The following is a 13489-nucleotide window of genomic DNA, read 5'->3' as shown; positions in this document are numbered from 1 at the left end:
GAGGGTTTCAAGCCGCCGCCGGGTTTGTGGAGGATGCCTCGGCGATCTCGCCGCTTGTTTGCGACCAGCCAAGCACCGGCGCGATGCGCGTGACGACGTCATCGAGAATTTGCCGGTACTCGTCGTGTTCGAATTCGTAGGGCAACTCGAGCCGGAGTTCGCGCACGTGCGGCAGGATCGGATCAGCCAGCAGCCGCTCGAGGATCTGCTCGGACGTGCCGACGAGATCGCGGGTATAGAGTGTGCGCCGCTCGCCTTGCGGCGTCAGCGTGCGCTCATGCCGGCCGGCGGCGTAATCGAGATACCGGCGCCTTGTGCTGGCATCGGCACCATCGAGCGGCACGATGACGCGGCCGAGTGCCACGCGTTTCTCTGCCCCGCCCGCCTGCCGATAGGTTTCGAGCTGGCGCGCCTGCGCCTCGAAGAAATCGTCGGTCTGCTCACCGGTCGTGACGTTGCCGATCAACAGATTAAAGCCGTTTTCACCGGCCCACCGGGCTGAACGCAAGGATCCGCCGCCGTACCAGAGCCTGTTGGAAAGCCCCTTGGCATAGGGTTGCAGCCGCGGTCTCTGCGGACCGAAAGGCGTCTTGATCACCGTGTGCGCATCGCCGAGGAAATCCCCGCGCAGATTATCGGCAAAACGCAGCACCCGCTGATGCGAGAAATCGTAAGCAGACCAGTCTCCGTCAAACGCCAGCGGCCCGATGAGGTCGAGATGCGGCGGGCGACCCGCACTCAGGCCGATGTTCAGACGGCCGCGCGACAACACGTCGACGGTCGAGAGATCCTCGGCGAGCCGGTAGGGATTTTCGTAGCCGATCGGGATCACCGCGGTACCGAGCTGGATGCGGCGGGTCCTCTGCGTCGCCGCCGCCAGAAAGGCGGCCGCCGACGAGATGCCGGGTTCCAGATGGCGTTGCCGCACCCAGGCGCTCGCGAAACCGAGCGTCTCGCCATATTCGAGCAGCCGCAGCGTCTGTTCCAGGCCCGCAAGCGGATTGTCGTTTGCGTAATTTCCAGGCGTCAGAAAGCCGATATGATCGATCGAGATCTTGTGCGTCGACATCCTTGCACCTCAGGTTTTCGGCAGACCGGGAGGATTGGTCTCAGACTTCGGCAGCGCCTCTTCCGCCAGATGCCAGCGATCGAGGATCTTGGCATAAGTGCCATTTTCGATGAGGCCATTGGTGGCGACGGTCAGCGCATCGGCAAGGCCGCTGCCCTTGCGGGTGGTGATCGCCACGTCGGAGCGCTCCGGCCAGCCGGCGCTCAAGGTGCCGACGCGCTTGATGTTCTGGTCGCGCGCCGCAATGAAGACAAGCTGTGCATGCGGCTGGACGATCACATCGGCGCGGCCGGAAGCCAGTGCCACAAGGCTCGTCGCCTCGTCGTCGTAATATTGCAGCTCAAGTGGCTTCAGGCCGGCGGCGATATTCTCGTCGTTCCATTTGAGAAGAATGCGCTCCTGGTTGGTGCCGGCACCAACGATAATCCTCAGACCCGCTGCATCCTTCGGCTCCTTGATCGACGTGACCGCGCTGTCGGCCTTGACAAAGAAGCCGTGCAGCCCCTGGCGATAGCTCGAAAAATCGAACTTCTCCTTGCGCTGTTCGGTGACACCGACATTGGAGATGACCGCATCGTATTTGCCCGATGTCAGACCAAGCGGCCAGTCGATCCAGGCGATCGGCACGAGTTCCAGTGTCAGCCCGAGACTGTCGGCGACCGCCAGAGCGTAGTCCGGATCAGCGCCGATCACGGTTTTCGCATCCGTCGCGTAGGTCGCAAGCGGCGGCCCACCGGGGCTGACGGCGACGGTGAATTTGCCCGGGGTCACGAATTTGAATCCCGGCGATATCGCGGCGACTGCCGCGTCGTTGCGCTCAGTACGGATGCGCCCAGGTTGCTCCGGGCTGAAATCAAAGCCGTCCGCTGCCTGTGTTGGACCGAAATGAAGAAGCGCCGCCGCAAGAGCGGCGAAAAATGCAGGGCGTAAAGCGGCTGGACCGAACATGTCTGTCGTCTCCGGATGGGATGGTGGAGGAGCGGGCCGGCAACCGGCCGGCCCGCGATATCAGCGCGATTTAAGAGCCGCTCTTCGGCAGGCCGGGAGGGTTGGTCTGCGATGCGTCGACGGCCTCGTCGGTCAGGCTCCAGCGCTTCAGCACCTCGCCGTACTTGCCGTTCTTGATCAGATCGTTGACGGCAAGGGTGATCGCGTCGGCAAGGCCGCCGCCCTTGCGGGTCGTGACCGCGATTTCGGCGGTCAGAGGCCAGCCGCCGCTGGCAGTGCCGACCACCTTGGTGTCGTTGCGGATCGAGGCCGCGTAGGCACGCGTCGCGTTCGGGTTGAATTCGACGTCGGCCCGGCCCGACTGCAACGCCAGGTCACCGGCCGCGCGGTCGTCGTAATACTGCACTTCGATCGGCTTCAGCCCAGCAGCAACATTCTGCCGGTCCCATTCCAGAATGATCTTTTCCTGGTTGGTGCCTGCACCGGTGATCACCTTCAGGCCCGCCACGTCCTTTGGCTCCTTGATCGAGGTGATCGGGCTGTCGGACTTGACGAAGAAGCCGAGCACATCGCGCCGGTAGGTGGAGAAATCGAACTTCTCCTTGCGCTCCTCGGTGACGGTGACGTTGCTGATCACGGCATCATACTTGCCCGAGGCGACGCCGAGCGGCCAATCGGCCCAGGCGACCGCGACGAGATCCAGTTCGAGGCCGAGGCTGTCAGCGACCAACGAGGCGAGATCGGGATCGGCGCCGACTACGGTCTTCGAGTCCGAGGCGTAGGTGGCGATCGGCGGATCCCACGGATTGACGGCAACCGTGAACTTGCCGGGATTGACGAACTTGAAGTCCGGCGAGATCGCCTTGATCGCCGCTTCGTTACGTTCAGCGCGCACGCGGTTGGAGGTATCAGGGCTGAGATCGAATTTTTCCTGGGCCTGAACCGAGGCAGTACCGAGCGTCGCAATGGCGACCGCTCCTGCCAAAAGCAGCTTTGCTCTGTCGAAAAATGCCATGTGTCTGGACCCCTTTTCATCTTTGGGTTGTGGTTGCTGTCAGTCAGACCCAGCGTCTGCACGCAGGCCTGGAAATTTCAGAGAACCTTGGCGAGGAACTCGCGGGTGCGGGGGTGTTCCGCGGCGGTGAAGATGCGGGACGGCGGGCCGGCCTCAAGGATGCGGCCCGCTTCCATGAAGACGACGGTGTCGGCGACCTCGCGGGCGAAACCGGTCTCGTGGGTAACGATGACCAGCGTCGTGCCGGTGCGCGCCAGTTCCTTGATGACATCGAGCACTTCGCCGACCAGTTCCGGATCGAGGGCCGAAGTCGGCTCGTCGAAGAGCAGGACCTTCGGTCGCAATGCCAGGGCACGGGCAATTGCAACGCGCTGCTGCTGGCCGCCCGAGAGCTGTCGGGGATAGGCGTTGATCTTGTCGCTCAAGCCCACTCGCGCCAAGAGATCCTGCGCCAGCCGCACGGCGTCGTCGCGTTTCAGACCGCGAACCTGGATCGGCGCCTCGATAAGATTTTCGAGCACCGTCAGATGCGGAAAGAGATTGAAATTCTGGAACACCATGCCGATGTCGGCGCGGCGCTTCAAAATGTCCTTCTCCTTCAGTTCATAGAGCGTGTTGCCCTTCTGGCTGTAGCCAACGAGATCGCCATCGATCGAGATGAAGCCGTCATCGACCCGCTCCAGATGGTTGATCGCGCGCAACAGCGTCGACTTGCCCGAGCCCGATGGCCCGAGGATCGCCGTGACGCTACCGGCGGGCAGGCTCAACTCGACATCGTCAAGCACTTTCAGCGAACCGAAACTCTTGGAGATGCCGTGGATGCGGACGGCACCGCCGGCGCGAAAGGCGGTTGCGTCCTGAAAGCCGGCCTTGCGGGCAACAGCACCATTGCTCGCAACCTCAGTCAGCGGACGTCGAAACCGCGAGAAGAAGGCCTGGAACGGCGGCGGCACCGGATTGCGAACCGCACCCTTGGAGAAATGCCGCTCGATATAATACTGGGCGATCGACAGGCCGGTCATGATCACCAGATACCAGACGGTCGCAACCATCAGGAGCGGAATGACTTCGAGATTGCGGCGGTAGATGACCTGAACGGTGTAGAAGAGTTCCGGCAACGCCAGCACGTAGACCATGGACGTGCTTTTCGCCAGGCCGATGATCTCGTTGAAGCCCGTCGGCAGGATCGAGCGCATCGCCTGCGGCAGCACGATCCTGAACGCCTGGCGATGACGCGGAAGGCCAAGTGCGGCCGCGGCCTCGTGCTGCCCATGATCGACGGAGAGAATGCCGCCGCGCACGATCTCGGCGAAGAAGGCCGACTGATTGAGCGTGAGCCCCAGGAAGGCAGCCGCAAACGGCGTCAGCAACTGGGTGGTCGGATAGGTGAAGAAGGTGGTACCGGTGAAGGGAATACTGAGCGAGATCGTCTCGTAGAGATAGCCGAGATTGTTGAGCACGAGCAGCAGCACGATCAGCGGAATCGAGCGCAGCAGCCAGATATAGCCGAAGGAAAGGCCACCCAGCAGCGGCGACTTCGAGACCCGGGCGAGCGCCAGCGCCGTTCCCAGCAGCGAGCCGGAAACGGTAGCAAGCGCCGTGAGCAGCAAGGTCCGCCCGAGGCCCGCAAGCACCGGCTCGGCAAAAAACCACTCGGCAAAGACCGGCCAGCCCCAACGCGGATTGGTCAGCACCGAATAGAGCACGCCGGCAATAACGAGTGCGGCGAACAGTGTGCCGAGCGCGCGGCCGGGATGGCGCGCCGGTACGACACGATAATGCGCGTAGCCCGGATTGGGTTCGCTCGTTCGCCCGGCGCCGGCAACGCCGGCATAATCGGTCAGAATGGCCATGATGCATCCTCTCTGGAAGTGGTTTCGTGCGCCTGTCGGACGCTGGCGCTACGGGTGATGGGCTGCCTGCGGATGCGATGGATTCGGGTCTGCGAGAAGTGCCAGCGACGCGACGAGATGGGTGATGTCCTTCTCGAACGGCAGCGTCTTGTAGACCTCCGGATCGGTGTCGACGTCGAACAGCGCCGTGTACCCGTTGACGAGATAGAGGCCGACGGCCTCCGGCTGCCGGAAACCGGTCGTCAGGTAGATGCGGGAATAGCCTTGGCGCGCGGCCTGGGCTTCGAGTTCGAGCAGAACCTTGCGTGCCAGCCCCTGCCGGCGCAGGTCGGAACGCGTCCAGATGCGTTTGAACTCGGCGGTGCGGTCGTCATAGTGCTTGAAGGCGCCGCCGCCGATCGTCTCGCCATTGCGTACCAGCAACACGAAGTTGCCGTGCGGCGGCGCAAATGCTTCCGGCGGGTAGCGGTTGAGTTCTGCCGCCGCCCCCTCTTCGTTGAAGTAGGTGCCGTAACGGCTGTCATATTCGATGATCAATTCGTCGATCAGCGGCTTGGCACGCGGGTCGAGGGGGGTGGTGTAAAGAAACGTATCGCTCATGGGTTTCGCCAATCCCGTTATCGTCGTCATGCGAGGAAGGTTTCGACCAGCCGCACCCAATAGCGGGCGGCGGGCGCAATGATTGCGTCGTTGAAGTCGTAGTTGGCGCTGTGGAGCGGCGCGCTGTCGCCGTTGCCGACAAAGAGATAGCTGCCGGCCTTCTCCTCGAGCATGAAGGCGAAGTCTTCGCTGGCCGTGCGCGGCTTGAAATCGCTGACGACCTGGCCCGCACCGAAGGCCTCCAGCGCGACGCTGCGGGCAAGATCCGTCTCCGTGCGGTGATTGATCAGTGCCGGGAAGCCGCGACGGTAATCCACCTCCGCGGTAGCGCCGAAGCTTTCCGCCTGGGCGCGCGCCAGAGCCGGAACGCGCTCGCCCAAAAGGCCACGGGTCGTCTCGTTGAAGGCCCGCATGGTCAGCTTCAGTGCCACACTTTCGGGAATGACATTGGAGGCAGAACCGCCGTGGATGGAGCCGACGGTGACGACAGCCATTTCCTGCGGATCGACATTGCGTGAAACCACGCTTTGCAGCGCCGTGATCAGCGACGCTGCGGCCAGCACCGGATCGACGGTCAGTTGCGGTTCCGCGCCATGACCGCCCTTGCCGACAATCCTGATGTTGCATTGATCGACCGAAGCCATGGCCGGGCCGGCGACGAAGCCGAACTGCCCTGATGGAACACCCGGCCAGTTGTGCAGGCCGAAGACCGCATCGACGGGAAACCGTTCGAACAGGCCCTCGGACAGCATCTTGCGCGCGCCGGCGCCGATTTCCTCGGCCGGCTGGAAGATCAGGCGCACGGTGCCGTCGAAGCGACCGGCCTCGGCCAGGTAGCGGGCAGCGGCCAACAAGACCGCGGTGTGACCATCGTGACCGCAGGCATGCATGACGCCGGGATTGGTGCTGGCATGGACAAGGCCCGTCGCCTCCTCGATCGGCAAAGCATCCATGTCGGCACGGATGCCGATGCGGCGCGATCCCTCGCCACGGCGCAAGGTGGCGACAACGCCGGTCCCGGCAATCCCGGTCGCCACCTCGTAGCCCCAGGATTTGAGCCGGGAGGCGACGATCCCGCTGGTGCGGTGTTCGTGAAACGAGAGCTCCGGGTGCCGGTGAAGGTCGTGCCGGAGAGCAACGATTTCATCGAGATAGGCGCCGATGCCCCGCTCGATCGCGTCCCCGGCCTGTGCGTCCTTGACGATCATGTTCATGGGCAGCTCCATCGACGCCTCAGGCGCCGACGGCCCTTCCCTGCTCGATGTCTTCCTCCGGGGCCGCATAGCGGCTTTCGCGATAAGGCAGCCCCAGATGGTCACGCAGAGTCTCGCCCTTCAGGTGCGGGTCGAAATAGCCGCGCTGTTCCAGGACCGGCAGCACGTGGGCGGCAAAGTCTTCAAGACCTTCGGCAATGACCGGGAAGCCGAGGATGAAACCGTCGGCAGCGTCAGTATCGACCCACCGGATGATCTCGTCGGCGATGTGCTCGGCGGTGCCGATGAAGGCGGTTCGCGGCGTTGCGACATCGAGCGCGATCTCGCGCAGTGTCTGGCCGGTCTCGCGCGCCGTCTTCTTGATGCGGTCTGTCGTTGCGCGAAAGCTGTTCTTGCCGATGTCGCCGATATCGGGGAACGGCTCGTCCAGCGGATAGGCGCTGAAGTCGTGATGATCGAAAAACCGGCCGAGATAGAGCAGCGCCTCCTCGATCGTGACCAGCGCGCGGATCGCCTGGTATTTCGCTTCCGCCTCCTCGGCGGTCGCGCCGACGATCGGGGCAATGCCTGGGAACAGGCCGATATCGGCCGCCCTTCGCCCTTGCGCGATCGCGCTCTGCTTGATCTGCTTGTAGAAAGTTTGCGCGTCTGCGATCGGGCCGCCATTGGTAAAGACCGCATCGGCGTGTTTTCCGGCAAGACGAATGCCGGAATCGGAGGCTCCCGCCTGGAAGATGACCGGCTGCCCCTGGCGCGACCGGCTGATGTTGAGCGGTCCTTCGATGCGGAAGAAACGACCCTTGTGGTTCAACCGGCGCAGCTTGGTCTTGTCGACATAGACGCCTGCCTGACGGTCGCGCACGAAGGCATCGTCGTCCCAGGAGTCCCACAGGCCCTTGGTCGCATCGAGATATTCGTCGGCGATCTCGTAGCGCAGCTCGTGTTCCGGATGCTCGCGCCCGTAGTTGCGGCCGGAACCCTCGAGCGGCGACGTCACCGCGTTCCAGCCGGCACGCCCGCCGCTGATCAGGTCGAGCGAGGCGAACTGCCGGGCAATGGTGAAGGGATCGCTGTACGAAGTCGAGACGGTGCCGACGAGCCCGATCTTCGAAGTCGACGCCGCAAGCGCGGACAGAATGGTCAGCGGCTCGAAGCGATTGAGAAAGTGCGGGATCGACTGTTCGTTGATGTAAAGTCCGTCGGCAACGAAGGCGAAGGCGATACCGGCGGCCTCCGCCTTGCGCGCGGTGTCGACGAAGAAGCCGAAATTGACGCTGGCATCGGCGGGACCGCTCGGGTGCTTCCAGGCATTCATGTGGCCGCCGGGACCTTGCAGCATGATACCGAAGGTGACGTTTTTCTGGGTCATGGACGAGATCCTCTTGCGGATGTTCAGGCGACGAGCGAAAGCCGCTCTCTTGCGATGAGTTCGATCGATGCGAAGCGCTCGGCCGCTGGAAGCGCCGGCGTGTCGATCACGAATTCCTTGACGCCGTAGCGGCGATGGAGCGCATCTAGTTCCTGTCGGACCTGACGTGGCGTCCCGTGCAGCACGCTTGGGCTCTTTTCCTCCACCCGGTAATCGCTGACACCGGCCTGACGGGCGAATTCGGCCGCCTGCTCCTCGCTGCCGACATTGACGCTCTGGCCGTTGCCGAGGAAAACCTTGAAAATGCGAAGGCCTGCGACACGCTCGCGGGCACGCTCTTCGCTTTCGGCCGCGAGTGCCGCGACCGCCAGGATAGGGCGTCCGCCGCCCGTCGCACGCTCGTAGGCTGCAACCGTTCGCTCGAGGTTCTCAGGATCGCCGTTGAGATGCGCGGCAAACACCAGCTGCCAGCCTTTCGCGGCGGCAAGCTCAGCACTTTCGACACTGGCGCCGAGCAGGAACCGCTCCGGCGGTTGCGCCGGCAACGGCGTTGCCAGCAAGTCTGCCTCTTCGGTCCTGCCGGGCGCGAGATAGTGGTTGAGGTCGCTCAGCTGTTCGGCAAAACCCGGCTTGCGCTCGGGGTCGATGCCGATCTGCAGCGCCCGCGTCGAGAGTGGAAAGCCACCCGGCGCCTTGCCGACGCCAAGATCGACCCGTCCCGGTGCAAGCGACGCCAGAAGATTGAATGTTTCGGCGACCTTGTAGGCGCTGTAATGCTGCAGCATGACGCCGCCGGATCCGATGCGAATCTTGGACGTGCGCGCCAGCAGGTAGGCGATCAGCGTTTCGGGTGCCGAACTTGCAAGGCCGGCCATGTTGTGATGCTCGGCCAGCCAGAAGCGGTGATAACCCCACTCCTCCGCTTTCGCTGCCAGCCGGGCGGTCGTCTGCAGCGCGTCGGTGGCGGTACTGCCGGGATCGATGGGGCTCTTGTCGAGAAGGCTGAGAAGATAGGACATGCCACGTGTTCCAGATTGTCTCGGCGCCGCCGTCGGTCGCCATTAATCTATAAAACACATAGACAATATGCATTATAAGAAATGCGTTTCTATTTCGCGCCGGCTTGAGAGAAAAACCCGCCCACGCTTAGACCTTGCTGTGCAATCGAAAACACCGAGCGCCAGGCGCGGTTAGTGTAAGCACTCGCTCAAAGTGACGAGAGCTCGCAAATTGGGAAATTGGGTGGGATGCCGTGGCACCTGGGAGGACCAGCGCTCAAGCGCGGTCGCACGAGGGTGTTACCGTCGCAAGCCTCAGCTGGGCAGATCGACGATCCGGAAATGCACGGACGCCGAGCAGGCATCGGCGCGCAGCAGAGCCGCGCGCCGATCGAAAACAAGATCAGTTCACCGAGGTGAGCGTCATGGATGTGCCGGTGGCGGCAACATTGAGGCCGAGCTGGCCCGTGACGCTGACCGTCTGCAGGTGGATGGCACCAGCCGTGCCGCCGATCAGGATGTTGGCCCCGACGCCGGCGCCAAGCGTCGCTTCGGCCGTCGCGCCCTTGTAGATACCGCTGAGCGCACCCTGGTGGTAGCCGGCCGTCGGCGCAAACACAGCCCAGATCAGCCGGCTGCGGGTGGTGAAGCCGACATCCACGCCAAGCTTGCGGATCGCGCCGGCATAATGATCGGAAGCCTCGGCACCGACGGTCGAACGGAAGACGCACTCGACTTCCTTGGCAGATCCCAGCACATAGCCGGCACCGCCGGCAATGTTGCAATCGAGGTAACCGATCTTCACGCCGTTGCGCGCGTCCGGCTCCCTGTAGGTTTCCTTGTAGGTCGGCAAGTCCGCAGCATTGACAGCCCACGCACCGGCAGACGCCAGGGAGGCGGCGGCAAGCGCCATCGCAAGGGTCTTTTTCATGTGTTCGCTCCTTTTCGGGTCGTTATTGATCAACAGCACTCGGTCTTCCGGCAAAAGAATCGAGCTGCAGAGGCGTCACAGTTGAACGCCGATCGGACATTTCGAAGGCACCGCGCCGGACGCGGGGCCCGGCATTGAATTTTGCAGCGGACTGTTGCTCCGGGAGAACACCCGCCTAGAGGCAGCTGCGGCCAAGTACACACAGGATTGCTGATGCCCGGGACCGGTGTGGTGAGAAAACCTCACCGCACGGTGGCCTTGAAAAAGGAATGAGCGGTTATTCCCCCGCGTTTCAGAAGCCAGTACGCGAGGGCGTCTTGCGGTCGAGACCCATCACCCACCCGATCGCCATCAAGAGGACGATTGCGGCAAGGGCGATCAGGCCAATGGCATACATCACCAGGAGTTCGACGAGGCGCGGCACGAAAAGCACGGCCTTGGTCGGCAGCGGCTGAGCGCCCCGCCACGCGGACAACTCATCCCGGTTGAAGGCCTCCAGTCGACGAACAAGAAAACGCATGCTCACCTCTTCCCGCCGACAGCAAGCCCATGCGGCGCGTCGGCAACTCCCGTTTGAACGTTGCACCCCAGTCGTTCGTGCCGGTTGGCAGCCAATCCCAGGTGCCGCGCGGGCTCAATGCAGCGGCGTGGCGCTTTCGGGCTCACGCATCTGGAAACCGCCGATCGCCAGCTTTCCGTCACCGAACGGCAAAGCACGGCGCAGGCGAAGCTCGTCGTCGATCACGGTCTGCATGCCGGCCTTGAATTTCCTGACGCTGAACTGCGCCGTGTGCGCCCTGATGACGTCGGGGCGGAACGCGTCTTCCCGTGCCTCGAAGGCGTAGATCGTCTTGATCAAAGCATCGACGCTCTGCTGTTCGAAAAGCATGCCCGTCAGATTGGGCACGACGGTCTCGAGCGCTCCACCGGCGCCAAAGGCGATGACCGGGCGGCCGCTTGCCATAGCTTCGACAGGCACGATGCCGAAGTCTTCCTCGCCGGGAAAAACCAGGGCGCGACAGCGGGCGAGCTTTTCCTTCAGCACGGCAAAGGGTGCGCGACCAAGGAACGTGACGGTCGGGCCGGCGATCCGCTTGAGCCTGGCGATATCCTGTTCCTTGCCGTCGCCGATCACGACCAGGTTCTTGCCCATTTTCGTGAAGGCTTCTACGGCCAGGTCGATCCGCTTGTAGGGAACGATCTGGCCGGCGCAGAGGTAAAAGTCCTCGATCTGGGTCGAGGGCGCAAAGTCCTCGGTGCTGACGGGCGGATAGACCACGGTTGCCGGGCGCCGATAGTATTTGCTGATGCGTGCTGCCACGTGATGCGAGTTGGCGACAAAACGGTCCACCCGCATGCTGGTGTTGACGTCCCAGGTCCGCAGCATCGGCGCCAGAACCGGCATCATCATCCGCGACAGGAGGCCAGCACTCGACCGATAGGCGTGATAGTGATCCCAAAGGTAGCGCATGGGCGAGTGGCAATAGCAGATATGGGCTGCATGCGGCGGCGGGATGATCCCCTTCGCCGGTCCGGATTCGCTCGAAATGATCAGGTCGTAACCGCTGAGATCGAGACTTTCGAGCGCGAAGGGCATCAGCGGCAACAGCGATTGATAATGCCCGATGGCACCGGGAATGCGCTGCAGGAACGACGAAGTAACCTTGTGCTTCTTGATCGTGTCCGACACGCGGCCCGGATCATAAACCAAAGTGAAGATGTCGGCCTCGGGATAGAGATCGCATAGTGCCTCGATCACCTTCTCCCCACCCCGCATCGATACCAGCCAATAATGAACGATTGCGACGCGCATGGCGCTCCCCTACTGCAACGATCCTGCCGCAGCATGGGGCAGACGGACCTCGCGTGCACAGCGCCAAGATCGGTCCGGCAGTGCATCCGAAGGAACGATCGTCCTACTCGAAAGGTTTAGGGGTCGTTGCCGGCCGACCGGTGTCTAACCATCGGCCGGGGCAACCCTATCCGATGGTGCCGCCGGTTTAGAATTGCTCCCCTAAAGGGATTAGCCGCGATTAGACCGCAGGGAATTTACCTCGAACGTTTTGGGCCGACAATCAATCCGACGCGCCACGCCAAGCTGAACTGTCCAGCACCGCGGCGCGCAGGAACATCTGCGAGGCCCCATGCCCCATGCCGATCACAGTCTTTCGTATCGCCTGTCGTGCCTTGGCCGTGCCTCGACTCTCTGTCTTGCGATAGGCTTAAGCGCTTTGGCTCCACTCCAGCAGGCGCAAGCCGAGCCAGTGTTCCGCCTGCAACCTCAAACGAGGGTCAAGGTCGCGATCGTCGAGTGGGTCGCCTCGACAGGAGAATACAAGGAATGGACGGCGCTCAACGGCGAATATGTCGTCTCGCCCGCCGGCACGATCTCGGTTCCGCTGGTCGGCGAAGTCAAGGCCAGGGATAGAACGCCCTCGGAACTGGCGGCCACCATTGCCGATCTCCTGAAGGAACGCACCGGCCTCAGCAAGGCGCCGGAGACATCCGTCGAAGTTGTCCGTTACCCGATGATCTACGTCACGGGGCTGGTCGATCGGCCGAGCGAACTCGAATTCCGGCCCGGCATGACAGTGATGCAGGCGGTGGCCATGGCCGGTGGACGCGAACGCCGCACGAACCCTGCCGGCGGCTACTCGGACATGGAGCAGATCCGCTACACCGGCGAATTGAACCGGATGGAACTCGAGATGATGCAACTGGCCGCCCGTCGCGCCCGGCTGAGGGCCGAGTTCACCGACAGCGCCAAGATCGAATTTCCCCAGGCGCTCAAGGCTGCCGATGGCGCCGCCATCCAGCAGATCGTGCGCGACGAAAGCACGCTCTTCGACGCCCGGCTCGAGGCCATGCGCCGGCAACTCGATTCCCTTTCCGAGCTCGGCACGCTGCTCAAGAACGAAATCGACGTGCTCGATGAAAAGACGACAGTCCAGCAGCACCAGATCGACATTTCCCAGGACGAACTCAAAGGCGTATCGAAACTGGTGAGTGACCAGACGGTGACGAAGTCGCGCCAGACGGCGCTCGAGCGCATCGTCGCCGAGCTGCAAAGCGACAAGCTCGACCTGCAGGTCGCCGCCATGCGTGCCAAGCAGAAACTGAGCGAAACCGAGCGCGACGCGGTGACCTTGCAGGGGCAGCGCCGCACGGAAGCCGGCCGCGACCTGCAGACGACGGAAGCCGCGATCGAGGATCTGAAACTCAAGCGAAGCACGACGCTGCAACTGCTGCAGATCAACGGCGCCTCGCTCTCCCGCTTCGCCGACATGAAGGCGATGGACCTTGAGCCGCTGGAGTACTGGATCACCCATGGCGGTGGCACCGAACCGGCCGTGAAGGTCACGGAAGCAACTCTGCTCGTGCCGGGCGACGTGCTCGACGTGCGCTCGGCGCTGACGGCAGCGCTGGACAAGAAACTTCTGACGTCGGTCGGCATAGAACAGTCCCAGTAGCAGCAGCAGATCGGTTGAAGCG

General features: G+C 63.0%; 12 protein-coding genes. 1 reads left to right on the top strand and 11 read right to left on the bottom strand.

Annotation, left to right across the window (positions count from 1 at the left end; genetic code table 11):
• Nucleotides 1-7: 7 nt before the first annotated feature.
• The 11 genes from AC1Q80_RS22150 to AC1Q80_RS22100 form a co-directional block, all read right to left on the bottom strand.
• Nucleotides 8-1069, bottom strand: a complete 1062-nt coding sequence (locus AC1Q80_RS22150) for an LLM class flavin-dependent oxidoreductase (RefSeq protein ID WP_492361860.1) — start codon at nt 1067-1069, stop codon at nt 8-10.
• A gap of 9 nt (nt 1070-1078) precedes the next feature.
• Nucleotides 1079-2017 (bottom strand): ABC transporter substrate-binding protein, encoded by a 939-nt coding sequence (locus AC1Q80_RS22145; protein WP_492361859.1) that lies wholly within the window; start codon nt 2015-2017, stop codon nt 1079-1081.
• A 70-nt stretch (nt 2018-2087) separates the two neighbouring features.
• Entirely contained in the window at nt 2088-3032 is a 945-nt protein-coding gene (locus tag AC1Q80_RS22140) for an ABC transporter substrate-binding protein (RefSeq protein WP_492361858.1), read from the bottom strand.
• A gap of 77 nt (nt 3033-3109) precedes the next feature.
• Complete coding sequence (locus AC1Q80_RS22135) at nt 3110-4885, bottom strand: amino acid ABC transporter permease/ATP-binding protein (protein WP_492361857.1); 1776 nt, start codon at nt 4883-4885, stop codon at nt 3110-3112.
• Between the two features lie 48 nt (nt 4886-4933).
• Nucleotides 4934-5485 (bottom strand): GNAT family N-acetyltransferase, encoded by a 552-nt coding sequence (locus tag AC1Q80_RS22130; RefSeq protein WP_492361856.1) that lies wholly within the window; start codon nt 5483-5485, stop codon nt 4934-4936.
• 26 nt (nt 5486-5511) lie between these two features.
• Complete coding sequence (locus tag AC1Q80_RS22125; protein ID WP_492361855.1) at nt 5512-6699, bottom strand: M20 aminoacylase family protein; 1188 nt, start codon at nt 6697-6699, stop codon at nt 5512-5514.
• A gap of 19 nt (nt 6700-6718) precedes the next feature.
• Entirely contained in the window at nt 6719-8068 is a 1350-nt protein-coding gene (locus AC1Q80_RS22120) for an LLM class flavin-dependent oxidoreductase (protein ID WP_492361854.1), read from the bottom strand.
• 23 nt (nt 8069-8091) lie between these two features.
• Nucleotides 8092-9087: an LLM class flavin-dependent oxidoreductase gene (locus tag AC1Q80_RS22115; protein WP_492361853.1), complete on the bottom strand. Its 996-nt coding sequence runs from the start codon at nt 9085-9087 to the stop codon at nt 8092-8094.
• 382 nt (nt 9088-9469) lie between these two features.
• Entirely contained in the window at nt 9470-9997 is a 528-nt protein-coding gene (locus AC1Q80_RS22110) for a DUF992 domain-containing protein (protein WP_209790167.1), read from the bottom strand.
• Between the two features lie 292 nt (nt 9998-10289).
• Complete coding sequence (locus AC1Q80_RS22105) at nt 10290-10517, bottom strand: hypothetical protein (protein ID WP_209790168.1); 228 nt, start codon at nt 10515-10517, stop codon at nt 10290-10292.
• 114 nt (nt 10518-10631) lie between these two features.
• Nucleotides 10632-11810 (bottom strand): glycosyltransferase, encoded by a 1179-nt coding sequence (locus tag AC1Q80_RS22100; protein ID WP_173423276.1) that lies wholly within the window; start codon nt 11808-11810, stop codon nt 10632-10634.
• A 418-nt stretch (nt 11811-12228) separates the two neighbouring features.
• Between AC1Q80_RS22100 and AC1Q80_RS22095 the strand changes: the two genes are divergently transcribed.
• Nucleotides 12229-13467: a polysaccharide biosynthesis/export family protein gene (locus AC1Q80_RS22095; RefSeq protein ID WP_234903108.1), complete on the top strand. Its 1239-nt coding sequence runs from the start codon at nt 12229-12231 to the stop codon at nt 13465-13467.
• Nucleotides 13468-13489: the final 22 nt, after the last annotated feature.

Source organism: Ensifer sp. GW823-FHT05D09 (assembly GCF_058795755.1).
This window is presented reverse-complemented; position numbering and strand designations above follow the sequence as displayed.

Excerpts from the sequence above, each read along its gene's own strand:
- AC1Q80_RS22150 (WP_492361860.1), bottom strand. The coding sequence starts at position 1,069 with ATGTCGACGCACAAGATCTCGATCGATCATATCGGCTTTCTGACGCCT.
- AC1Q80_RS22145 (WP_492361859.1), bottom strand. The coding sequence starts at position 2,017 with ATGTTCGGTCCAGCCGCTTTACGCCCTGCATTTTTCGCCGCTCTTGCG.
- AC1Q80_RS22140 (WP_492361858.1), bottom strand. The coding sequence starts at position 3,032 with ATGGCATTTTTCGACAGAGCAAAGCTGCTTTTGGCAGGAGCGGTCGCC.
- AC1Q80_RS22135 (WP_492361857.1), bottom strand. The coding sequence starts at position 4,885 with ATGGCCATTCTGACCGATTATGCCGGCGTTGCCGGCGCCGGGCGAACG.
- AC1Q80_RS22130 (WP_492361856.1), bottom strand. The coding sequence starts at position 5,485 with ATGAGCGATACGTTTCTTTACACCACCCCCCTCGACCCGCGTGCCAAG.
- AC1Q80_RS22125 (WP_492361855.1), bottom strand. The coding sequence starts at position 6,699 with ATGAACATGATCGTCAAGGACGCACAGGCCGGGGACGCGATCGAGCGG.
- AC1Q80_RS22120 (WP_492361854.1), bottom strand. The coding sequence starts at position 8,068 with ATGACCCAGAAAAACGTCACCTTCGGTATCATGCTGCAAGGTCCCGGC.
- AC1Q80_RS22115 (WP_492361853.1), bottom strand. The coding sequence starts at position 9,087 with ATGTCCTATCTTCTCAGCCTTCTCGACAAGAGCCCCATCGATCCCGGC.
- AC1Q80_RS22110 (WP_209790167.1), bottom strand. The coding sequence starts at position 9,997 with ATGAAAAAGACCCTTGCGATGGCGCTTGCCGCCGCCTCCCTGGCGTCT.
- AC1Q80_RS22105 (WP_209790168.1), bottom strand. The coding sequence starts at position 10,517 with ATGCGTTTTCTTGTTCGTCGACTGGAGGCCTTCAACCGGGATGAGTTG.
- AC1Q80_RS22100 (WP_173423276.1), bottom strand. The coding sequence starts at position 11,810 with ATGCGCGTCGCAATCGTTCATTATTGGCTGGTATCGATGCGGGGTGGG.